The 22,951-nt window shown below is 35.7% G+C and carries 27 protein-coding genes; 23 read left to right on the forward strand and 4 right to left on the reverse strand.

Annotation, left to right across the window (positions count from 1 at the left end; all coding sequences use genetic code 11):
• Positions 1-122 precede the first annotated feature (122 nt).
• A complete protein-coding gene (locus BMY85_RS06990) occupies positions 123-851 on the reverse strand; it encodes a LytR/AlgR family response regulator transcription factor (RefSeq protein WP_092477556.1) in 729 nt (242 codons plus the stop codon).
• A gap of 266 nt (positions 852-1,117) precedes the next feature.
• On the opposite strand from BMY85_RS06990, the gene BMY85_RS06995 reads away from it, so the two are divergent.
• The 6 genes from BMY85_RS06995 (at position 1,118) to tig (ending at position 5,441) form a co-directional block, all read left to right on the forward strand.
• Positions 1,118-2,134 (forward strand): glycosyltransferase family 2 protein, encoded by a 1,017-nt coding sequence (locus tag BMY85_RS06995; protein ID WP_092477557.1) that lies wholly within the window; start codon positions 1,118-1,120, stop codon positions 2,132-2,134.
• Between the two features lie 1,044 nt (positions 2,135-3,178).
• Positions 3,179-3,640 (forward strand): Lrp/AsnC family transcriptional regulator, encoded by a 462-nt coding sequence (locus BMY85_RS07005; protein WP_092477559.1) that lies wholly within the window; start codon positions 3,179-3,181, stop codon positions 3,638-3,640.
• A 74-nt stretch (positions 3,641-3,714) separates the two neighbouring features.
• Complete coding sequence (locus BMY85_RS15560; protein WP_177180677.1) at positions 3,715-3,852, forward strand: hypothetical protein; 138 nt, start codon at positions 3,715-3,717, stop codon at positions 3,850-3,852.
• A 21-nt stretch (positions 3,853-3,873) separates the two neighbouring features.
• Positions 3,874-4,110, forward strand: coding sequence for a hypothetical protein (locus BMY85_RS07010; protein ID WP_143066341.1), 237 nt, complete (start codon positions 3,874-3,876; stop codon positions 4,108-4,110).
• Positions 4,079-4,318 carry a diguanylate cyclase domain-containing protein gene (locus tag BMY85_RS07015; RefSeq protein ID WP_092477561.1) on the forward strand — a complete coding sequence of 80 codons (240 nt, stop codon included), beginning with the start codon at positions 4,079-4,081 and terminating at the stop codon, positions 4,316-4,318. The genes BMY85_RS07010 and BMY85_RS07015 overlap by 32 nt, the downstream gene beginning before the upstream one ends.
• Positions 4,319-4,325: 7 nt before the next feature.
• On the forward strand, positions 4,326-5,441 hold the full coding sequence (gene tig, locus BMY85_RS07020; RefSeq protein ID WP_092477562.1) for a trigger factor: 1,116 nt from the start codon (positions 4,326-4,328) through the stop codon (positions 5,439-5,441).
• Between the two features lie 74 nt (positions 5,442-5,515).
• Here the strand turns inward: tig and BMY85_RS07025 are convergent, their stop codons facing one another.
• A complete protein-coding gene (locus tag BMY85_RS07025) occupies positions 5,516-6,154 on the reverse strand; it encodes a superoxide dismutase (RefSeq protein ID WP_242939691.1) in 639 nt (212 codons plus the stop codon).
• 133 nt (positions 6,155-6,287) lie between these two features.
• Between BMY85_RS07025 and BMY85_RS07030 the strand changes: the two genes are divergently transcribed.
• The 8 genes from BMY85_RS07030 (at position 6,288) to BMY85_RS07065 (ending at position 12,214) form a co-directional block, all read left to right on the forward strand.
• Positions 6,288-6,467, forward strand: coding sequence for a hypothetical protein (locus BMY85_RS07030; RefSeq protein ID WP_092477563.1), 180 nt, complete (start codon positions 6,288-6,290; stop codon positions 6,465-6,467).
• A gap of 172 nt (positions 6,468-6,639) precedes the next feature.
• Positions 6,640-6,912 (forward strand): sporulation transcriptional regulator SpoIIID, encoded by a 273-nt coding sequence (spoIIID, locus tag BMY85_RS07035; RefSeq protein WP_092477564.1) that lies wholly within the window; start codon positions 6,640-6,642, stop codon positions 6,910-6,912.
• A 185-nt stretch (positions 6,913-7,097) separates the two neighbouring features.
• The gene (rsxC, locus tag BMY85_RS07040; RefSeq protein WP_092477565.1) at positions 7,098-8,420 is read left to right on the forward strand and encodes an electron transport complex subunit RsxC; all 1,323 of its coding nucleotides are present in this window, start codon (positions 7,098-7,100) and stop codon (positions 8,418-8,420) included.
• Positions 8,421-8,447: 27 nt separating this feature from the next.
• Positions 8,448-9,422, forward strand: a complete 975-nt coding sequence (locus BMY85_RS07045; protein WP_092477566.1) for an RnfABCDGE type electron transport complex subunit D — start codon at positions 8,448-8,450, stop codon at positions 9,420-9,422.
• Complete coding sequence (locus BMY85_RS07050; RefSeq protein ID WP_092477567.1) at positions 9,412-10,032, forward strand: RnfABCDGE type electron transport complex subunit G; 621 nt, start codon at positions 9,412-9,414, stop codon at positions 10,030-10,032. The genes BMY85_RS07045 and BMY85_RS07050 overlap by 11 nt, the downstream gene beginning before the upstream one ends.
• A gap of 19 nt (positions 10,033-10,051) precedes the next feature.
• Entirely contained in the window at positions 10,052-10,831 is a 780-nt protein-coding gene (gene rsxE, locus BMY85_RS07055; RefSeq protein ID WP_092477568.1) for an electron transport complex subunit RsxE, read from the forward strand.
• Entirely contained in the window at positions 10,832-11,407 is a 576-nt protein-coding gene (gene rsxA, locus BMY85_RS07060; protein ID WP_092477569.1) for an electron transport complex subunit RsxA, read from the forward strand.
• A gap of 15 nt (positions 11,408-11,422) precedes the next feature.
• The gene (locus tag BMY85_RS07065; RefSeq protein WP_092477570.1) at positions 11,423-12,214 is read left to right on the forward strand and encodes an RnfABCDGE type electron transport complex subunit B; all 792 of its coding nucleotides are present in this window, start codon (positions 11,423-11,425) and stop codon (positions 12,212-12,214) included.
• 103 nt (positions 12,215-12,317) lie between these two features.
• Here BMY85_RS07065 and BMY85_RS07070 read toward each other — a convergent pair whose 3' ends face one another.
• On the reverse strand, positions 12,318-13,340 hold the full coding sequence (locus BMY85_RS07070) for an FAD:protein FMN transferase (protein ID WP_092477571.1): 1,023 nt from the start codon (positions 13,338-13,340) through the stop codon (positions 12,318-12,320).
• A gap of 145 nt (positions 13,341-13,485) precedes the next feature.
• Here BMY85_RS07070 and BMY85_RS07075 point away from each other — a divergent pair, with 145 nt between their 5' ends.
• The 7 genes from BMY85_RS07075 to BMY85_RS07105 all read left to right on the forward strand — a co-directional run bounded on the left by BMY85_RS07075 (position 13,486) and on the right by BMY85_RS07105 (position 20,965).
• Positions 13,486-13,851: a NusG domain II-containing protein gene (locus BMY85_RS07075; RefSeq protein WP_092477572.1), complete on the forward strand. Its 366-nt coding sequence runs from the start codon at positions 13,486-13,488 to the stop codon at positions 13,849-13,851.
• Positions 13,841-14,329 carry a Gx transporter family protein gene (locus BMY85_RS07080; RefSeq protein WP_092477573.1) on the forward strand — a complete coding sequence of 163 codons (489 nt, stop codon included), beginning with the start codon at positions 13,841-13,843 and terminating at the stop codon, positions 14,327-14,329. The genes BMY85_RS07075 and BMY85_RS07080 overlap by 11 nt, the downstream gene beginning before the upstream one ends.
• A 238-nt stretch (positions 14,330-14,567) precedes the next feature.
• Entirely contained in the window at positions 14,568-15,578 is a 1,011-nt protein-coding gene (locus BMY85_RS07085; protein WP_092477574.1) for a LacI family DNA-binding transcriptional regulator, read from the forward strand.
• 69 nt (positions 15,579-15,647) lie between these two features.
• On the forward strand, positions 15,648-17,012 hold the full coding sequence (locus BMY85_RS07090; protein WP_092477575.1) for an ABC transporter substrate-binding protein: 1,365 nt from the start codon (positions 15,648-15,650) through the stop codon (positions 17,010-17,012).
• Positions 17,013-17,226: 214 nt separating this feature from the next.
• Positions 17,227-18,237, forward strand: a complete 1,011-nt coding sequence (locus BMY85_RS07095) for a carbohydrate ABC transporter permease (protein ID WP_092477576.1) — start codon at positions 17,227-17,229, stop codon at positions 18,235-18,237.
• Positions 18,234-19,115: a carbohydrate ABC transporter permease gene (locus BMY85_RS07100; RefSeq protein WP_207646534.1), complete on the forward strand. Its 882-nt coding sequence runs from the start codon at positions 18,234-18,236 to the stop codon at positions 19,113-19,115. The genes BMY85_RS07095 and BMY85_RS07100 overlap by 4 nt, the downstream gene beginning before the upstream one ends.
• A gap of 263 nt (positions 19,116-19,378) precedes the next feature.
• Complete coding sequence (locus BMY85_RS07105) at positions 19,379-20,965, forward strand: response regulator transcription factor (RefSeq protein ID WP_092477577.1); 1,587 nt, start codon at positions 19,379-19,381, stop codon at positions 20,963-20,965.
• Here the strand turns inward: BMY85_RS07105 and BMY85_RS07110 are convergent.
• Positions 20,952-22,193 carry a hypothetical protein gene (locus tag BMY85_RS07110; RefSeq protein WP_092477578.1) on the reverse strand — a complete coding sequence of 414 codons (1,242 nt, stop codon included), beginning with the start codon at positions 22,191-22,193 and terminating at the stop codon, positions 20,952-20,954. The genes BMY85_RS07105 and BMY85_RS07110 overlap by 14 nt on opposite strands.
• 281 nt (positions 22,194-22,474) lie before the next feature.
• On the opposite strand from BMY85_RS07110, the gene rpmG reads away from it, so the two are divergent.
• Together rpmG and secE are read left to right on the forward strand one after the other, a co-directional pair.
• Positions 22,475-22,624, forward strand: coding sequence for a 50S ribosomal protein L33 (gene rpmG, locus BMY85_RS07120; protein WP_143066342.1), 150 nt, complete (start codon positions 22,475-22,477; stop codon positions 22,622-22,624).
• Positions 22,625-22,728: 104 nt separating this feature from the next.
• Positions 22,729-22,947: a preprotein translocase subunit SecE gene (gene secE / locus BMY85_RS07125; protein WP_092477581.1), complete on the forward strand. Its 219-nt coding sequence runs from the start codon at positions 22,729-22,731 to the stop codon at positions 22,945-22,947.
• Positions 22,948-22,951 lie beyond the last annotated feature (4 nt).

The following is a 22,951-nucleotide window of genomic DNA, read 5'->3' on the forward strand; positions in this document are numbered from 1 at the left end:
TGAAAAGAAAGAGAAATATATTAATCCGTGCTTATTTCTTATTTTTATGCCAGAAATGTATTTTTACATTAAGAATTTGGTAGGGATTCTTAAGAATTTGTATGTACTATATTTTTGGATACTTATAAATAAACATAAGGATATTTGGAAAATGTATCTTTCACCTTTTTTATATAGGACCGTCCGATACGAAAATGCTCACCTGTTTTTAAATAAATCTCATTTTGCTCAATAGCTCCAACTTGCAGCAGGTTTACAAGAATACTTTGATTAACCCTTAAAAAAGTGGTTTCCAGACGATTTTGTATTGAAGTTAAAGTCTCGTAGGTTTCATAATGTTTGTGGCTGGTATGGATTCTTGTTTTCTGATTCAGTTTTTCTAGATATAAAATAGAGGACTGCTGAATGGAAACAGATGTTTTATTTACGGTAAAGTCAATATTGCTGCCGAAGCGCCTATTCCTAAAAGACTGTGCCTGTATAATAGAACGGGCAAATAGCTTTTCTAACTGAAGCTGTTTAATTGGTTTTAGAATAAAACCCGTAGCAAGAAGATTAAAGGCTTCTAACATGTGTTCAGTCTTCTCTGTTATGAAAATAATGGAAACCCAAGGATTTTTCTTTTGAATTTCCCTAGCAAGAAATATGCCATCACAATTCTTGAATTTCATATCTAAAAGAGCAATATCAATTGTGTTTTCGCTTATGTACTGGTAAAAGGAATCTTCTATCCGGTCAAAAGATAAGACTTCCGTAGGAACTTTGTACTTCTGACTGAATTCTTCCATATAAGTTATATTAATTTTTAAGCTGATTCGATCTTCATCACAAATAATTATTTTGATTCCCATATGATAATAAGCAATGCTGCCTCCTCTCTTTGTTTGATATAAAAAGCATTCTTGTGTATGATATTAGCATATTGTGTTAAATAGTTCAATCATTTACAAAATTAGAATATATGAAATGTGAAAAAGTGCTTTTCACATTTGGAAAATAAGTTTATAATAGTAGGGATGCATATGTGTTAATAATACCGAGGCAAAAGGATATAATGATAGATAAGTAAATTGCTTATAGATTAGCACAGATGCTTAGGATTAGGGAGGATATGAAAATGAAGTTATTATCAGTAGCAATACCTTGCTATAATTCGGCAGCTTATATGAGCCATGCTATTGAGACATTATTATCAGGTGGAGATGACGTTGAAATAATTATCGTAGATGATGGTTCTAAGGATGGGACTTTAGAAATTGCAAAACAATATGAAGGGAAGTACCCAAATATTATTAAGGCAGTTCATCAGGAAAATGGTGGACATGGAGAAGCTGTCAATACTGGTTTAAAGTATGCAACTGGCCTTTATTTTAAAGTAGTAGATAGTGATGACTGGGTAAACGAGGAAGCGTTAAGTAAGATTCTTTCCGTTTTAAGAGAGATGGTCGTAAATTCAGAGAAGCTAGATATGCTTATCTCGAATTATGTATATGAAAAAGTCAGTTTGAATAAACGGAAAGTGATTGATTATAAGGGAGCGTTGCCTGAAGGACGGTTATTTGGATGGTCTGAAACAAAGCACTTCCGTAATAGCCAGAATATTTTAATGCATTCTGTTATCTATCAGACTAAAATGCTGAAAGATTGTGGATTGTCATTGCCAAAACATACTTTCTATGTGGATAACATATTTGTTTATTATCCATTACCATATGTGAAAAATATTTATTACCTAAATGTAGACTTCTATCGATATTTTATTGGACGAGATGATCAGTCGGTAAATGAAAAAGTAATGATGGGACGTATTGACCAGCAGTTACGAGTAAATAAATTTATGATTGACTGTCATGATTTGACAAAAATTAAAAATAAGAAATTAAGAAACTATATGGTAAAACATCTAGTAATGATGCTTACAGTAAGTACTGTATTCTTAGTGAAGGATGGTTCACAAGAGAGTCTTCAGAAGAAAGAAGAACTTTGGAGATATCTGGAAAAGAAAAACAAACGTTTATATCAGGAAGTAAATAAGTATTTTCTGGGTAAATCCATGCAGATGACAAGCTGGACGGGAAGAAGAATTATCGTTATGGGATATCATATTTCAAGAAAAATATATGGATTCAGCTAAAAGAAAGGCTGCTACATGATTTTAATTTGTGTAGCAGCCTTAAAATTTTATAATCGTGTTATATTAATATACCTGACTAGAAAGGAATAGACACATATGTTGAAAAGATTCATAAGTTACTATAAACCTCATGCTGTTATATGTATGCTTATTTATTTCAGTTTAGAAAAAAGCTTTGTTTTATATATAATAACATACATTATTACAGCAAGTCCTATGCCACAGATAAAGTCAATGAACGAATGCTGTTTGATAAACATGGTTGAAAGACAGATTAATATCATGAGTATAAGAGAGCCATATTGTATAATAGGATGTTTTTTTAAGCTCTTACAGCGCCAGACAGCAATATGTGCTCCAATGGAGTTATATACGTGTATGCTTGGACACACATTTGTAGAGGTGTCAGCTGTATAAAACATTTTAACTAGCCTGGTACATAAGTTGTTTCTTGGAAATGAATCAACCCTTAGAGCCTGTGCATTTGGGCAAACAGTATATATGATAAGACATATAGTCATTCCAGCAAATAAGAAAGCAGTGCATTGATAAAAGTCTTTTATTTCAAATAACAATAAATATCCGACAGCTACACAAATGTAAGCAAACCATAGAATATAAGGTATCACAAAAACTTCCAGAAAAGGGATGTAGTCATCTATTTTGCAATACATCATATTAAATTGCCTGTTATTATGCTGTTCTAATAGTATAAACCAAATAAAGTATACAATTAAATATAGGAATACCTTTGCGTGTGCATAATTTTTTAAGCGAAACCTCATGAATCTCGTTCCTTTCGTGTCAACCTTCAAACCACTGTTTGCCATTATACCATAATTAGTAAGCTGGAAACAAGGAAGAATGGAAAAATTTATAGAAAATTTAATAGAAACTTAATTTTATTAAAAAAAACTCTTGTAAACATTGGAAAGTAATAGTATAATACAAAATATAGTTTGATTGTGCAACGAGGCACTTGGTTTTATTAACCATGTGCCTTTTTTTGATCTTTTTCAGATACATATTCAGGAGGGAAAAATAATGGATGCAATTGATTTAAAATTAATAGGGTTATTACAGAAAAATGCAAGATATTCTTTGAAACAGCTAGCAGAACAGGTTTTCTTATCTTCACCAGCAGTATCCTCTCGTATAGAACGATTAGAAAGGGAAGGATATGTAAAAGGCTACCAGGCGGAAATAGATGAAGAAAAGCTGGGATTCCACATTATTGCTTTTATTAATCTGGAGATGACACCAAAACAAAAGGCTACTTTTTATCCATTTGTCAGTTCGTGCCCAAATGTGTTAGAATGCTACTGTGTAACAGGACAGTATTCTATGCTTTTAAAAGTGGCATTTCCAAGTACACAGGAGCTGGATAGTTTTATTGGAAGGCTGGCTCAGTTCGGAAATACACAGACACAGATTGTGTTCTCATCAGCAGTCAGACCAAGAGGAGTGCAGATAGGCGAAATAGAGGAACTTGAGATGGTACAGTAAAAGCTGCATTTCGCTCGAAAATAGCTTTTTTTATTGCTTGATAATTTTATTTGTATTATACTAGGTGGAGAGGTATGTCTGTCATGTTTTTCTGTTCGTTTGTATATGTGGAGGGGCAACGGATTCTGTCGTTAGGTGGAGCTGCTGCAGGTATTGCATATAAGTGCAATAGGATGGATTCTGTACTATTGGGAGCCTGTCTGCCTATTTAGTGATTCCTTATAGAGTTCATTGTGATGCTCATGAACTCAGCTGCTTGTATATTTGCCATGATGGTAATTGCGTTTATTGCTTGTCAGGGAGCAGATCGAAGCTGGAATGAATTAGAAGAGAAGAACAAGGAACTTACCTTTTTATCATGTCATAATCCTTTAACAAAGCTGCTGGATCGGAAAAGTATGGGAGAAAACCATAGATTGCATTGGGACAGAGGAATGTTTGGCAGAAAAAGATGCCATAGGGCTTGCTGATATTGATGATTTTAAAATGTTCAATAATCAGTATGGCAATGGATGCACAGATTCAGTATTAGTTAAAGCTGCAGATGCCATCATTGGTGATTTAGGCTTGGAAGCAAAAAGTGCAAGGAAAGAAAAACGGAAAAACTGCATTATATTAAGGCAGACAGTTTTAGATGATGGACTATGCAAAGACAAAAGAATGAAGAAAGAGGTTTAGGTTAGTTATGAAGAAGAAATTATTATGCTTGCTTACATGCATGTCTGTGATACTTGTTGCCTGTTCAGGAACAAGAGAAAATGTAAAGAAAGAAACAAAAACTGAAAGTAAGACAACGGATCTTGTGAAGTACGCAAAATGCGTAACACTCGGTGAATACAAGGGAATGGAATTGACTAAGGAAACAGGGCAGGTTGAAGATAAAGATATGCAGGACAGAATTAATCAGATTTTACAAGAACATGCTACTGTAAATCAGATTAAAGAAGGAACTGTAAAAGACGGAGATACTGTTAACATTGATTATGTTGGAAAAGTGGATGGTGTTCCATTTGACAATGGTTCAGCAAAAGGCCAGTCATTAACAATTGGTTCTCATAGTTATATTGATGGTTTTGAAAGTGGTTTAATTGGTGCGAAAGTTGGAACAACGGTTACAATTAATGTAACATTCCCAGAAGATTACGGTGCTGATGAATTAAAAGGAAAAGATGCTACATTTGATGTAACAATTAATTATATTTCAGGAGAAAAGAAAGTGCCAAAATGGACAGATGAGTTTGTACGTTCTATTACAGAATATGATACAACGAAAGAATATGAAGCACAGATTCGTGTTGAATTAGAACAGAGATTAAAAGATGTGGAAGAAAGATCGCTTCAGGCAGATATTTTAACAAAACTTGTAGAAACGTCTGAATTTAAAGAGCTTCCAAAGGATCTTGTTCAGGCACGTTCAGATTCTATGATTAATTATTATAAAGATTATGCAAAACAGAATAATATCAAGTTTGAAGATTTGATTACCAATACATTTAAAGTAACAGAAGAACAGTTCAACCAGCAGGTGAAAGAGACTTCTGAAAATTCTGTAAAACAGACAGTAGTTGCTTATGCCGTAGCAGTAAAAGAAAATCTGATTCCAACAGGAGATGAAAAAGCCAAAAAGGAATTAGAGATTGCAAAACAGTATGGTGCGAAATCAGTTGAAGAATTTGCAAAAACATATGGTGATGATTACGCATTACAGCTTGTAATTCGAGATGCAGTAGTGAAGTTTGTAGAGGATAATGCAAATATTACAGAAAAAAAGGTAACATCAGGAACAAAACAGAATCAGTAAAAAAGCAAAGGCTTACAGGGGTGACCTGTAGGCCTTTTTAGGTTTTACAACTTGTACGGCATATTTTATTTCTTTTATTTTCTAAGGGAATGGTTTAAATGCAAATATCTTTGATAGACATTTTCCCAGTTAATCAAATGAAACCAGCTTGTGGCGTACTGCCTTTTTTTGTTCAGGTAATCAAATAAATAAGCATGTTCCCACATATCCAGAGTCAGGATAGGATGCAGTCCACAAGAGAGAGGGTTATCCTGGTTCTTGGTTGTTAATATAGCCAAATCACCTTTTGGATTTAGAACAAGCCAGATATACGTGGAGCCAAATGATTTTACTGCGGCTTCTATGTAGAGTTTTTGAAAGCGTTGTACAGATCCGAACTGCTTTTTTAAAATGACAGACAACTCGGTGTTCATTTGTGATTTGCATGCTGTGGTCATGGAATCAAAATATAAGTAGTGATTGTAAACTCCTCCAGCGTTATTTTTAATGGATTCCTGTGCAGCAGATGGAAGCAGACTGCAGTTATAAATCAGCTGTTCTAAAGTCCAGGACTGGAGTTCTGGATATTGTTCTAACTCGGCGTTAAGTTTGTCCACATATGCTTTTAAGTAAAGGGAAAAATGCACGTTGATCGTCTGGGCACTTAAATATGGTTCTAATGCATTATAAGGATAATTAAGTGGTTCCAGAACAAAAGGATAAGTATTGTTCATAGTAATCTCCATTCATTTAAAATATATAACTAGTATATTAGCAGAATAGGAAAATAGTATTGTTTCTAAAAAAATATAGGACAATGTATAAACTTCTCCTATTTAAGTAAAAATATAACTGAATGAATATGAGATGAAAGGACTGACAGATATGATAGATGGCATTCAGAAGCTCTTTTCTAAGAAAGGGAAAGTCAAACAGTTTGGATATAAAAGAGAATATGGCGATGTGGAACAAGTAGAGCCAGAGGATTTATTTATGGATGAAGAATACACGAATCATTACGAATATGAAGATGAATATTTTGATTAATGCTTGTTTGCTATGAAGGGTGTCATTTCTGTGTATAAGATTTCTTAGAACGAAACGGCACCTTTTACAAAATAAAATCAGACAACTTTTTTAAGTTCATAAAACAACTTAGCCGTTCATACAATTAAACAACAAGTATTTGAGGGGGTTTTCCGAGCCTTCGGAGCAGCATATGAAAGGATATATTGAGGAACGGGCGGTGGATATTGCCAAATATATTATTGAATATAACGCTACTGTGAGGCAGACTGCGAAGCAATTTGGAATTTCAAAATCTACAGTACATAAAGATGTGACAGAACGGCTGGTTCAGATTAATCCGTCACTAGCAAGTCAGGCTAGAGTTGTGCTGGATTTAAACAAGTCAGAACGGCATATTCGTGGTGGTCTTGCAACAAAAGAAAAATATCTTCAGAAACAACAGCATTGTCAAGTAAAGTATTAATGTAAAGTGCTAGCTGTTATGAGATTGTTCATGGCAGCTGGCATTTTTTTAGTTTAAGAAGTTAAAAAGAGGACATATAGACTGTGTACTAAATTGAGTACACAAACATTAATTGTAATTTTATCGTTAATATGTATTGCGTAATGTGCTATAATGTTTCAGAAAGGTTAAAAAGGAGGTATAACATGAAAGCTTTAACATTTCGTGGAGGGATTCATCCTTTTGAAGGAAAAGATTTATCCAAGGATTTGAAGATTAAAGAAGTATTACCTAAAGGGCTTTTAGTGTACCCAATGTCCCAGCATATTGGTGCACCGGCAACTCCTATAGTTGCCAAAGGTGACCGGGTTTTAGTTGGTCAAAGAATTGGTGAAGCTTCTGGATTTGTCTCAGCCCATGTGTATTCTTCAGTTTCAGGTACGGTAAAAGCGGTGGAACCTAGATTGACAGTTTCAGGTGCAAAAGTGCTGTCGGTAGTAATCGAAAATGATAATACATATGAAAAGGCCGAAGGCGTAGGACAAAAGAGAAATTACGAAGAATTATCGAAAGAAGACATCAGAAACTTAATTAAAGAAGCTGGTATCGTAGGTATGGGAGGTGCTGGTTTTCCAACTCATATTAAGTTAACTCCTAAAGAAGATTCCAAAATTGAGTATGTAATTGTAAATGGTGCGGAATGCGAACCATATCTAACATCTGACTATCGTGTAATGCTTGAAGAACCAGAAAATGTAGTACAAGGACTTAAGGTTATTTTAAAGCTATTCGAACATGCACAAGGTATTATCGCTATTGAAGATAATAAACCTGAAGCTATCAAAATCATGAGCCAGCTGGTTCAGAATGAATCTAAAATCCAGGTCAAAGTTTTAAAGACAAAATATCCACAGGGGGCGGAACGCCAGCTTATATATGCAACAACAAAAAGAAAGATTAATTCTGCTATGCTGCCAGCAGATGCAGGATGCGTTGTAGATAACGTAGATACTGTAGTTGCAGTAAAAAATGCAGTGTGCGATTCTACGCCGCTTATTCGCAGAATCGTTACGGTAACTGGTGATGCAATTAAAAAACCTCAGAACTTTAAAGTTCCAACAGGTTTAAACTATGCAGAATTAGTAGAAGAAGCAGGCGGATTTGTTTCACAGCCTGAAAAGGTTGTATCAGGTGGACCTATGATGGGTATGGCGCTGTTTGATTTAAATGTTCCAGTTATGAAAACATCATCAGCACTTCTTTGCATGACAAAGGACGAAGTTGCGGCCAACGAGCCTTCTGCATGTATCCGTTGTGGACGATGTGTAGAGGCATGTCCAAGCAAACTGATACCACAGAAAATGCTGGAATGTTCCGAGCGCTTTGATGATGAAGGATTTGTGGCCTTAAATGGTATGGAATGTTATGAATGTGGCAGCTGTACGTATGTCTGTCCAGCCAAACGCCGATTAACACAATCCTTTAAACAGACAAGAAGAAGTATACTTGATAGTAGAAGGAAAAAATAACGCAAAGAAAAGAAAGAGGTGTTATCTTTGAGTGAATTATTAAATGTGTCTGCATCACCTCACGTCCGTAGTAAAGATTCCACAAAGACGATCATGAGAGATGTAGCAATTGCGTTAGTGCCAGCAGCTGGATTTGGTGTTTACAATTTTGGCATGAAAGCACTGCTTGTTCTAGTGCTGTCCATAGTAAGCTGTATGCTAACGGAATATATATATGAAAAACTAATGCACAAAAAGATTACGGTTTGTGATTATAGTGCTTTGGTAACAGGTTTGTTATTAGGTATGAACCTGCCGGCGTCAGTGCCATTCTGGATGCCAGTTCTAGGTGGCGTATTCGCTATTTTAATTGTAAAGATGTTATTCGGCGGGTTAGGCCAGAATTTTATGAACCCAGCGCTTGCCGCCAGATGTTTCTTGATGATTTCATTTGCAAAACGTATGACAACATTTACATATGATGGAGTAACAGGTGCAACTCCGTTATATTTAATTAAGTCAGGAGAAAAAGCATCTTCTGTGTCTGATATTTTATCTCAGAATGGAACCAGTGTTTTTGATATGTTTACTGGAACCATTGCAGGTACTATCGGAGAAACTAGTGTAATTGCGTTATTAATTGGTGCAGCATACCTTTTGATTAAAAAAGTAATTACATGGAAGATTCCAGTTATTTATATTGCAACATTTGCCGTATTTGCCATGATTTTTGGTGGACGCGGTTTTGATATAAATTATCTTGCAGCAGAAATCTGCGGAGGTGGTTTGGTTTTAGGTGCGTTCTTTATGGCAACTGATTATGTAACAAGCCCAATAACACCTATGGGACAGATTGTGTTTGCTGTATTATTGGGTCTGCTTACTGGCATATTCCGTATTTTTGGAGGAACTGCAGAAGGCGTATCCTATGCCATTATTTTCTGTAACTTACTAGTTCCATTAATTGAGCGTGTAACTATGCCAGTTCCTTTTGGAAAGGAGGGGGTTAAGAATGAAAAATAAAAGCACTTTACTAAAAGATGCTATCATCTTATTCATAATCACCCTAATCGCTGGATGTGCATTAGGATTTGGGCAGGAGATTACCAAGGAACCTATTGCAAAAGCAGAAAAAGAGGAAAAACAGGTGGCCTATCAGAAAGTATTCAAAAATGCAGATAAATTTGAAGAAGATAGTGCTATTAAGGAAAAGGTAGATAAATCTGAAACATTTTTGAAGGAAAATGATCTTTCTGGAGCGAAAATTGAAGAAGTTACGGTAGCTCAGGATGCCAGCGGCCAGCCAGTTGGCTACGTTATCTCATTTTTGGCAACAGAAGGTTACGGCGGTGATATTTCCTTGGTTATGGGAATGACCAATGAAGGTGAAATCACAGGATTCGAGGTTTTAAAAGCAAGTGAGACACCTGGTCTTGGTATGAGATGTGAAGAACCTGAATTTAAGAATCAGTTTGCTGGTAAAAAAGCAGATAGTCTTGTGTACACAAAAGATGGTGCCAAAGCAGATAATGAAATTGATGCATTAAGTGGTGCTACTATTACGACAAAGGCTGTTACAAAAGGTGTAAATACTGCAATTGCGTTCTTAAAACAGGATATTATGCAAGGTTAAGGAAAAGGAGGAGCTGAGAATGAATAAGTATTTTGAACGTATCTTTAATGGTATCGTGAAAGAGAATCCAACTTTTGTCTTAATGCTTGGTATGTGTCCTACCTTAGCAGTAACTTCATCAGCTAAGAATGGTATGGGCATGGGTTTGGCAACGACAGTTGTTTTGATTATGTCCAACATGATTATTTCAGCGTTGAGAAAAGTGATTCCAGATAAAGTAAGAATTCCAGCATTTATTGTAATTGTTGCTTCTTTAGTAACAATAGTTGAAATGCTGATGCATGCATATGTAAAAGATTTATACGCAACATTAGGTATTTATATTCCGCTTATTGTTGTAAACTGTATCATTTTAGGAAGAGCAGAGTCCTATGCATCTAAGAATGGTGTACTGTTATCTGCATGTGATGGTATTGGCATGGGACTTGGATTTACAGTTGGTTTGACATGTATTGGTTTAGTAAGGGAATTTCTTGGAAATGGTTCGGCATTTGATGCAAAAATCCTGCCATCTTCTTACGAACCAATATCCATTTTTATTATGGCACCTGGTGCATTCTTCGTTCTTGCATGTTTAACCGCATTGCAGAACAAGTTTAAAGCACCATCTGCGACAAATGTTCCTCATGGCAGTGCTATCAGCTGTGGTGGTAACTGTGCAAGCTGTACGGGAACAGCATGTGTTGAAAATCACAAAATTCTTGCAGAAGAAAGACGCAAAAAAGAAGAAGCAGAAAAGCAGAGAAAGCTGGAAGCTGCAAAACGTAAAAAAGAAGAAACAGAAAAGGGGGAGAAGTAAATGAAAGAGCTGATTATTATCTTAATTGGTGCTGCCCTCGTAAATAATGTTGTCTTAAGCCAGTTCCTTGGATTATGTCCTTTCTTAGGCGTATCCAAGAAGGTAGATACTGCAGCTGGCATGGGTGGAGCAGTTATTTTCGTTATTACGCTGGCATCCTTGCTTACGAGTGTTGTATATAAATTTATTCTTGCACCATATGATCTTGATTATCTGAAAACAATTGTATTTATTCTTTTAATTGCTGCTCTGGTACAGTTTGTAGAAATGTTTTTAAAGAAATCCATGCCAGCCTTATATAGTTCTTTAGGTGTGTATCTTCCTTTAATTACAACAAACTGTGCAGTTCTTGGTGTTGCTTTGATTAATGTACAGAAAGAATATACAATTTTAAAAAGTGTTGTAAATGGATTTGGAACGGCATTAGGATTCACTATCTCTATTGTGATTTTAGCAGGTATTCGAGAGCGCTGCGAACATAATGATGTGCCAGAATCCTTTAAAGGTTCTCCAATTGTATTATTAACAGCAGGTCTTATGGCAATCGCATTTTGCGGTTTTGCTGGGTTATTGTAAGAGGGAGGAGATAAGATGAACGGAGTGGAAATCATTACAGCAGCAGCCGTAATTGGTATCATCGGTTTGCTTGTTGGTCTTCTTCTTGGTGTAGCTGCGAAAGCCTTCGCAGTTGAAGTAGACGAAAAAGAAATTCTTGTTAGAGAACAGCTTCCAGGAAATAATTGCGGTGGCTGTGGTTATGCAGGCTGTGATGCACTTGCAAAAGCAATTGCACAGGGAGAGGCTTCTGTAGATGCATGTCCAGTTGGTGGCGATCCAGTAGGAAAGGCTATTGCTAAAATTATGGGTGTAACTGCTGGAGACAAAGAACGTGAAGTAGCATTTGTAAAATGTGCTGGTACTTGTGACAAAGCGGAAACAAAGTATAACTATTATGGTATCTATGACTGTAAAAAGCTTGCTTTGATTCCTGGTAATGGAGATAAGGCTTGTTCTTATGGCTGTATGGGATATGGAAGCTGCGTGCGTGCCTGTCCATTTGATGCAATTCATGTAATCAATGGAATTGCAAAGGTTGATAAAGAAAAATGCAAAGCTTGCGGCAAGTGTATTGCAGAGTGTCCAAAACACCTGATTGAGCTGGTGCCTTACAAGGCAAAACATGTAGTGCAATGTAGTTCACAGGATAAAGGGAAAGCAGTAAAAGATGTATGTTCAACAGGCTGTATCGGCTGTGGTCTATGTGTGAAACAGTGCGAATTTGACGCAATTTCTGTAGAAAACAATATCGCTCATATTGATCAAAGTAAATGTACAGGATGCGGAAAATGTGCAGAGAAGTGTCCATCACATGTAATTGTGTAAAAGATATTTAAAAAAGGATAAAAATAGAATCCCTGCGGCTATCAAGAAGAGTATTGCTGGCTAAGGGATTCTTTTTTCTTGAAAATGGATGTACACTTTGTTCTTATTCATATCTTTCAGAAAAATGTTTAGAATAGTGCATGGTTCCTTTGGAATCAACGAAAATAGCATCTATAGTTTCAAGTCTGTTTATATAGTCCAGCCCGTCTTCGAGTCCAAGTGCGAAACAGGTTGTGCTTAATGCATCCCCGATCACAGATTCGTCAGAGATGATAGTAACCGAGCTAAGGTTATTATCATAGGGATAACCTGTTTTGGGATTTAAAATGTGGTGGTAGAGTTTGCCGTTTTCAGTAAAACAGCGTTCGTAGATACCCGATGTAACTATGGACTTGTCACGTATTTTAAGGGTAGCAAGTGAGACATTTCTATCTTTAAAAGGGGCTTGGATACCAATTTTAAAAGGAGCCCCCTCTTTATCACCTGTACATAATATATTACCGCCTAAATTAATAATTGCACTGTGTACATTTTGTCTAATAAGATACTGTTTAATCCGGTCCGCTATATAGCCTTTTGCAATAGCACCTACATCCAGCTGGTTTTCTTGCTTTTTTCTTATTAAGGTGTTATCTTTAATAGAAAAGTTCTGATATCCCACATATGGAAGCTGTTTTTGGATAGCTAGACTGGAAGGCACAGCAGGGGTTTCTGCTGTAAAATCCCATAATTGGCTGACAGGTGCAATGGAAATATCAAACGCCCCTTTTGATAAGGAACTATAGGAAAGACCAGTTTTGATTAAAGAGGCAAGATCCTCGGAAATGGAGAGTTTTCTTTTGTCCGAATGATTTACTCTATATAATTCGCTAGCCGTTAGTGTACGGCTGAAGATAGTTTCGTACTTATTACATAGCTGGAATGCTTCTTCTAAAATGTTCTTATCTGTACAGTCATATAGTGTGATGGTGACAACTGTATTTAAGGCAAAACGGGTATCGGTTATAGGCTGTAGTACATTTCTTTTTTCACGGCCTGAATATATGTAGATACCTTTGGCAGTTAAAAATATAATCAATACAAGAAGTAATAAAGCATGTATTTTTTTTGGTGCTGTTTTTTTCATAAAAACTCCTTTATAAATTAATATATAGATAGTAAGTTACGAGTTTATTATAAGAAGTTGAGATTTTAGTGTCAAGAATAGGAAATTAAAGTTAGGTTTAAGCGTTTTAAAGTGAATGAGACGCTAGTTGAGAAAGGAGGCTGTTATGAAAAAAGGAGATTTGATTCTTATAGGGGTGTTTCTGCTGTTAGGGGGCATAATCCTTGTAACTCAATTCGCTGGAAAAGAGGCTGGGGAACAAGTTGTTATTACTCTAGAAGGAAAAACATATAAGGTATTAGACCTGAAAGACAACCAGGAACTTAAGGTAAAGGGGAAAGAAGGACATTATAATGTGGTAGTCATCAAAAATGGCCAGGTTACCATAAAAGAAGCGGATTGCAAAAATCAGGTTTGTGTTAATACGGCACCTATAGATAGTATCGGAGAGAGTATAGCTTGTCTGCCTCATAAATTGATCGTAAAGATCGTTGCCAAAGACGAGAATCTGGAGGGAGAAAATGAGAAATAGAAAAATAGCACTAATGGGGCTTCTGGTTTCTCTAGCCTTTCTGCTGAGTTACTTAGAAAGCATGTTGCCGATCCAGATTGGAATACCTGGTGTAAAATTGGGACTGGCCAATATTGTAATCTTGTTTGCAGTTGTGCAACTTGGTACAAAAGATGCTTTTTTTGTTATGGCTGCCCGTACGGTTTTAGCAGCTTTTACATTTGGAAATCTGTATAGTCTGGCATATAGCTTGTCTGGAGGGATTTTAAGTACAATAATTATGTGTTTTATGAATAAAACGAAAAAGACTGGCATAATAGGTATTAGTGCTGCTGGTGGGGTAGCTCATAATATAGGACAGCTGATTATTGCATCTTATGTTCTTAAGTCCCTAGATTTAAAATATTATGCTGGGTTCCTGATATTATGTGGTGTTTTTACAGGAGTGTTAACAGGGATAGTATGTCGTAATGTGAATGAGAAAATAAGGCTTGTTTAGGAGTATAACGAAAAGATTTAGGCAAAAGTCTTTGTTTTTGGCAAAGAATAACGATTAATGTTGGTGAATATCCCAGTAAATGTGTATTTGTAATATGGACATGTAAAGCGTTTTGATAATAAATGTATTAAAAAAGTATTATTATTGCTTGATTTATTGGTTAATATGCCGTATAATAAATGTACGAAAACGATATCGTAAAGACACAGAAGTTAGTAAGGTTTGGTGGTGAACAGTAGTGGCAACGATTAAAGACTTGTCAATGAAATGCGGGGTTTCAGTATCTACTGTTAGTAAGGCGTTGAATGGGTATCATGACATCAGTGAGCAGACCAGAGCTTTAGTTTTACGCCATGCCAGTGAGATGGGATATTTTCCAGACGCCAATGCAAGAGCATTAAAAATGAAGAAAACTTGCAATATTGGTGTCTTATATATGGATTCTTCAAGGCAAAGCTTACGAAATGAGTACTTTGCACATATTTTGGCGTCGTTTAAAGAAAAAGTTTCAAGACGGGGATATGACATCACTTTTATAGAACATAACATCGGGAATAGAAAGATGTCTTACTTGGAACATTGCAAACAAAGAAACTTTGATGGGATATGTATTGCGTGTGTAACGGAATTCAATGATCCTGAGATTTTGGAATTAGTAAATAGTGATATACCAGTAGTAGTGATTGACCACGTATTTAATGGTGCAATTTCTATTTTATCTGACAATATAAATGGCATGAGGGAACTTATTCAGTACATAATTAATCAGGGACATAAAGATATAGCTTACATTCATGGGACGAAATCATCCGTTACTCATAATAGGCTGGTTAGCTTTTATAATATTATGAATGAGAATGGATTAGAAGTAAATGAAGATTTTATCCTGGAAGGTGAATATCGCAATGTGTCAAAAACAGAGGAGATAACCGATAAGCTTTTAAACCTGTCTAAAAAACCAACTTGTATTATTGCACCTGATGATTATTCAGCATTAGGTGTTATGAATGTAGCTGGCAGGAGGGGGATTAAGATACCTCAGGAACTTTCTGTGGCTGGTTTTGATGGGATTCTCTTTACAAAGGTTTTAGAACCTAATTTAACAACTGTTAGGCAGGATGTGGATGCTATTGGAGCAGAGGCAGCAAAGCAGCTGATTAATTTGATTGAAAGTCCAATGACAACCTCTCTTGAAAGCATTTGTTTACAAACGCAGTTAATTGAAGGAGGTACAGTGAAAAAGCTGTAATTCTTTTAATTATATAAACTTATATAAACATTTCATTTTACATTTCATTTATTTAAGGAGGAGAAAGAAATGAGAAAGAGTAAAAGAGCGTTAGCACTTATTATGGCGTTGACGATGTCTACAGCATTATTTGCGTGTGGTAAAACCGATGATGAAAATACTTCAACAGAGCCAAAAACAACAGATGATGGCGGAACAGAAAAAGCTGAAAACACGGGAAAATTCTATATCTATTCTTGGAATACAGAGGTTCAGGACAGATTAAATTACTTCAAAGAAGCTTATCCAGATGATTTTGCTAGAGTTGAATATGTAAATATTGGTGACAGTACCATTTACCAGGAAAAAATTGATGGCTTATTACAACAGCAGGATGCTGAAGAATATCCAGATATGTTTGCAGCAGAAGCTGATTATATTAAAAAATATGTAAATAGCGACAACACAATTGCCGTTAAGGATCTAGGCATTACAGATGATGATTTGTCTAATATGTATGAATATACGCTGACAATCCCAACTGATCAGCGTAACAATACTGTTAAAGGCCTTTCATGGCAGGCTTGCCCAGGTTCTATGATGTATAGAACAGATTTAGCTAAAGAGTTTTTAGGCGTTGACTCTCCAGAAGCAATGCAGGAAAAGGTTAAAGACTGGGATTCTTTTATTGCAGCTGCTAAAGAAGTAAAGGAAAAATCAGGCGGCAAAACAAAAATGTTATCTGGTCCAGACGATATCCAGAGAGTATTCTTAGGAACTAAGTCATCAGCTTGGGTTGATGAAAACCAGAACTTTGTTATTGATCCAAAAGTAGAAGAATACATGGACACATATAAAATACTTGTAACAGAAGATTTAACAAATGGTACAGAACAATGGACAGAACAATGGAATTCCAACTGTTCTAACGATTCTACTTTGGCTTATTTTGGATGTACATGGTTCTTACACTGGACAATCAAAGCAAACTGCGGCGGTGAAAAAGAAGGCGAAGGAACATATGGAAAATGGGCAATGTGCCAAGGTCCTTCCACATATTACTGGGGTGGTACATGGTTATGTGCAACAGCAAACTGCAGCGATAAAGAGTTAGCTGGAAAGATCATGAAGACTCTTTGCTGTGATACAGATATAATGACAAATATTGCTGCTGATACATTAGATTATGTAAATAACAAGGCTGCTGTTCAGAACTTAATCAAAGACAAAAAAGGTGCTTATGATTTCTTAGGCGGTCAGGACTTCCTTGCAGTATTCTCTCCTCTTGCTGAAAAGGTAGATGTATCTTGGATGTCTGCTTATGATCAGAAGATCAACGATGCTTTAAATAACCAGAATAAAGCATATGCTTCAGGCAAAAAAGATAAAGATAAGGCAATTGCAGACTTAAAGAAAGCAGTTAAAAATGATTATCCAGCAGTAAATGTTGATTAATTAAAAAATAATTTTAATTTATAGTGCCGGCGGCGAAAGCCGCTGGTGCATTAATGCTAGAACTTTTGTATTAATTTATAAAGAGTAGTCTATCCATCAAGTGGGTATTTTTTAAGTTTTTCATGGAGTGCAGGGAAGGTTTAAAAAATACCCATAAACATGAGGAGTATGGCTATCTGGCATGTTCAAATAATAAGAAGGATGTGAGAAAATAGTGGCAGGATCGAATAAGTCTAATAAGAGAAAGACCGTGGAGTATGGAAGATATGGCTATTTCTTTATTGCACCATTTTTTATTGTGTATGCTGCTTTTCAGTTATGGCCGTTACTTTATACAATCGGATTAAGTTTTTGTGAACTGTTTACAGATCCAATGTGGAATCAGACAGTAGGCCCTAATTTTAATGGTATAGCAAATTATAAGGAAGTACTCTTTAGTGATGAAGGCAAGTTTTTGGATACGTATACGATTAATGCTTTGTGGAATACAATTTTAATGTGGTTTATTAACTTTATTCCTCAGATTGTATTAGCCTTGATTTTAGCTGCATGGTTTACTGACACAAAAGTTAAATTAAAAGGACAAGGTGCTTATAAGGTTATGGTATTTATGCCTAATATTATTACAGCAGCTACAATTTCGGTATTGTTTTATTCTTTATTTAACTTTCCAAAGGGACCAGTTAATATTTCCTTACAGGAATTGGGTGTGTTAAAAGAGCCATTTAACTTCTTGAATTCAAAGTGGGCTGCAAGGTTAATTATTGCGTTTATTAACTTCTGGATGTGGTACGGAAATACGATGATCGTATTAATTGCTGGTATTCTAGGCATTAGTCCTTCTTTATTCGAGGCAGCTCGAGTAGATGGTGCCAATGCAATGCAGATCTTCTTTAAGATTACATTGCCATTGTTAAGACCAATTTTGCTTTACACATTGGTTCAGTCTGCAGTTGGTGGTTTACAGATGTACGATATTCCAAAACTGCTGACACAGAGTGGAAACGGAGATCCTGATTACACTACAAGAACAATTACAATGTATATCCAGTCTATGTCACAGACAGGATCCAAGCAGATTGGTAAAGCAGCTGCATCCTCAATGGTACTGTTTGCTGTTACCTTAATTATCAGTTTGGTTATGTTCTATGTAATGCGTGATAAAGATGCTATAAAAGAAAAGAAAATGATTAAAGAAGCGCAAAGGAGGGCAAAACAAGCATGAGTAAACAAGAAAAATCTGTTAGTATGACAGAAAGTATGTCTTTCGGAGTTACAATGCATAAGGTATTACGTCATATTATTTGTATTTTCCTTTGCTGTTTAAGCTTATTTCCTTTCATTGTAATGATTGTAAATGCGACACGTTCAAGTGTTGCTATTCAGAATAAGTTTACATTAATTCCTAGTACTTATTTCTTTAGCAACTTTACGAAGTTATTGGCACAATGTGCGAAGACAGTACCTATCTGGCGTTATATGTTAAATAGTGCAATTATTGCAGGTTTAGCTACTGCATTGAGTGTATATTTTTCAACTTTAACAGCTTATGGTGTTACAGTTTATAACTTCAAACTTAAAAAAATTGCTTGGGCATTTATTATGGCAATTTTGATGATTCCTACTCAGGTATCAATTGTAGGTTTTTTTAAATTTATGTATCAGTTAGGTTTTGGTAACAGTTATGTGCCTTTGATTGTACCTGCTATTGCTGCTCCTTCCGTTGTATTCTTTATGAAACAGTATATGGAAAGTGCACTTCCGTTAGAAATCATTGATGCTGCTCGTATTGATGGTTCAGGTGAATTTAAGACATTTAACCATATTGCATTGCCATTGATGAAACCAGCTGTTGCTACACAGGCAATTTTTGCATTCATTTTATCATGGAACAATTTATTTACACCTTCTATGTTATTGACAAGCCAGAGAAAATATACATTGCCAATGTTTATTCAACAGATGAGAGGTGAGCGTTTTAGAACAGATTATGGTATTATTTATGTAGGACTTGTAATTACAATTTTACCTATTTTCATAGTTTACTTTACATTATCCCGTTACATCATTGCTGGTGTAGCTCTTGGTGGTGTAAAAGAATAATATAGTACGAGAAAAAAGATCTGCATGTAAATGTGCAGGTCTTTTTTGTTATTTAGGAATTTGGTTAAACTCTATTTACATCAACTTAAAGTATGTTACAGTGCAGGCAGGGATACCTTTGAATGAGTAAGGAGCTGGTTTTTAAGACAGCCGTATTTGGTTTTTGCTTGAAAAAGCTTGTTTCAGAAAAGCAGGTATGATACAATATGTAAAAATAAGGAATGTAACGATTGGATTTAAAGCAAAAGTAAAGAGGTAGTGTAATGTACAAAATGCTAATTGCAGAACAAGATATAGAACAAGTAGAGTTGATAAGAGAGTATACACAAAATAAGTTTAAAGAAATAGAAATTGTCGGTGTAGAAGATACAGGAGTATCCGTATTAGAATTTGTCGAAAAGAATAAATTGGATATTATGGTGGTTGCTGTCCAGCTAAAAGGGGCCTCAGGATTAGAAGTCGTGCGAAGAATAAAAGAACGGCATAAAGAGTTACAAATAATAATAATATCAGGATTTGATTATTCTGATTTTGTAATGGATGCAATGAGCTATGGTGTAACTGACTATATGTTAAAACCATTAAATATGGTGGAATATACGAATGTATTAGCAAAAATAGTGGAGAAACTGGACGGGGACAGGAGGAACCGCGTAAATAGGAATTTGCAAGAAAGAAAAAAAGATCAAATAAATGTATTTGTTGATTATTGCTTTATTTATTCGTTTGTTTGGAATGATAAAAGCACATATCAGATTCGCAAATATCAAGAACTGTTAGGTTTAGATGAATATGGGTATGTACTGAATATAGAGTTTGGCAAAATCGGAAAAGAATGTGTTGTAGACTTGGATAAAGATTTTATCTTGATTAGCCATGGAATCAAAGATATTCTGTCAGAATCTGTTACTTGCTTAGTAGGTCCAAAGCTGGGAAAACGGATGATTGTGTATGTAAATCAGGATAAAGAAGAAATGAAGCTAGGAAGTGGAAAAACAAAAGCGATTGCATTGGCCAATAAGCTTCGGCTTGAAATGGTTCGATGTTTTGGCATAGAGGTACGAGTTGGTATCGGAAGCAAAAAAAAGATTTTGGAAATTCATGATTCTTATGAAGAATCAATTAAGGCACTCCGCTATAAGGAGCATAGTGATGTAATCCATATCGAAGAACTTGTTGAAAATACAGTTTCCCATAAAGATTATATTGAGGCTGAAACCTTATTCCTGCAAAATGCCAAATTAGGAAAAGAGGAGTGTATAACTCAGTTTGCACAGTTATGGGAAATGCTGCAGCAATTAAACATACACGATGCAAAAAATAAGGTGCTTGAAATTATTGTGATTCTGTGTCATGAAATTCGTGTTCAGATTGAGAATGAAGTTAATAATCTGGACTATAATGGTTTTATGGAGCAAATGAATGATATGGGGTGGAGAGAACTGAAGGATTGGGCATATTCTAAAGTGGAGTATATACTGAAATCTGTCAGAACAAACAGAAGTACTGTAAAATCAGCTGCGGTAACAGAAGCTTTGGCTTATATCAATGAACATTATAATGAGGAACTTACATTAGGACATATGGCGAAGTATGTAAATATGACACCACAGCACTTTAGCAAAATTTTTAAGGAAGGTACAAAGATGACATATGTGGAGTACCTTAGAAATATGAGAATCAAACGTGCGCAGGAGTATCTTCTTCAGGGAATCTTAACTATAAGTCAAATAAGTGATGCGGTAGGGTTTAAGGATGCAAATTATTTCAGCAGAATTTTTAAAAGGGTGACTGGAAAATCGCCTACTCAATTTGCTAATCCGGATACGGATGAAATTAACAGCAATTAGTAAATAAAAAGCCGGAATACATGGATGTTTCATATGGATTTGGAAAGTTAGGCCTGGTGAAGTCTTTGTAGGATACAATTTTATTTGGAACATATTCCATAGGATTAATAATAATATTCTGTGTATGCATAAGGAACTGCTGGGAAAAGGCTTCGTCCTGTGAAAGCAGTTTTTGTAAGAAATTAACTTTTAAAGAACGGGCTTCGTCCGGAATGCTGGAAAGATGCACTTGGCTATCCTGAAACTGGAGGCCGGCTTTTTCTAATTCTGTGTGGTGAGAAGTAAAAAAAACCAGCAGCTCTCGATATAATTTGGTGTTGGAGCATGTCTTGGACAGTTCTAACAACTGGTTCACCGTTTCGGAAAATCTGGCAGCTTCTGAAAGGATGCTGGCACTGTCTAGCTCATAAGAAACTATTATAGTGTCCGGACTCGGAGCTAATAACGTAAGTTCAAATAAATCGTCAATGTTGAAAGCGGTTCCATAAGATGTAAAATGCTTGCCATCAACAGAAAAGTCGGACTGCTTAGGGGACTCAGTTACTGAATTCAATTCATAAAAAGCCAAAATGCCGTTAGATGACTTTTCTCGTAAAGAAAACTGTGCAGGGACATTTTTCCGATAAGCTTTTGCTTCCAGTACAAGAGCAATTCTTGATTTATCTTCCAGTATGGATGCTTCCAAAGTGTCAACAGTCTGGTTGATTAACTTTTGGATACTAAGCAAGATGCTTTCATTTGTCGCATGGTTATGAACTGGAAGTTCAAAGTCGTAAATCTCGTCATTTGTCTGAACGGAAAAAGAATATGTTTGAGTAGTGAAAGGACATGTTTTTTTTGAAACATACTTACTCTGGTTTCGTTGTCCCGAAGCTACAGTATTAATCTGCACATGATAACTTTTAGGCTCTGCGGGATAGCCTATCGGCTTTGCAAGGAGATGTTTTGTGGAGCCAGACACAAGCTTAATCTGTCGAAGCGGGTTTTCCTGGCTGGTTTCCAGATAGCTTTCAAGCATGTGGCTTAACTGTAGAGATAAAACTTTGATTCTGGTTGCAAAGGTCTGTAACTGCTCAGATGGATATATTAAATAAACGGGTGCATCTTTGCTTATGCGTTTAATCTGCTGGTAAACAGCACTAAAAACAGTTGCATAATCAGAGCTGGCCTGGATTTTGCAGTTGTGGATTAATTTAAGGGCGTATTTGCTGCAATTGGAATCTATCATTGAAAAACCTCCTTGAAATGTCTAAACCTTTTCAGCTTCCTAGCGTAAAAGAAAAAACATACTATTATAATTATAGTATAGAAATTGGAAAAAGTCGATTATTTTTCGGGAAAATGTTTACAAGAAAAAGGTTCGGGAATACTAGTAATTGGCAGACAGAAGCTAGAAAAATGTATTGACTGAAATTGCAAAATGTGATATATTATTGTAGCGATGGAATAGGTCTTTTTTTTATGCCTAAAAATATTGTAAGAAAAAACGAACAATCGGAGGTGGCAGTTGTGCGCGTTAAAATTACTCTAGCTTGTACAGAATGCAAGCAACGTAACTATAATATGACTAAGGAAAAGAAATTACATCCAGATAGAATGGAAACTAAAAAATATTGTAAGTTTTGTCAGAAACACACGTTACACAAGGAAACCAAATAATTAATCCGATAATAATGGACCTTTATAAGCACGTTAAAAAATTTGTCCCTATGGTTCATTGGAACAGTCGGCATCTCGCTGGCTGGTGAAAGGAATGTGAAGATATGGAAGAAAAAGCTAAAGCAAAAGAAGGAAATGCAAAAAAGAATAGTTTCTTTACTGGTTTAAAGGCTGAGTTTCATAAGGTTATCTGGCCTTCCAAAGATACTGTTATTAAGCAATCCACAGCGGTAGTTGTTGTATCTATTATTTTGGGAATCGTTATATCGTTGCTTGATTCGGCGTTAAGTTTGGTGATGAAAAATATTCTTAACATAGGATAGGTGG

Source organism: [Clostridium] polysaccharolyticum (assembly GCF_900111595.1).
In the GTDB taxonomy this organism is placed as follows: Bacteria; Bacillota; Clostridia; order Lachnospirales; family Lachnospiraceae; genus Clostridium_AI; species Clostridium_AI polysaccharolyticum.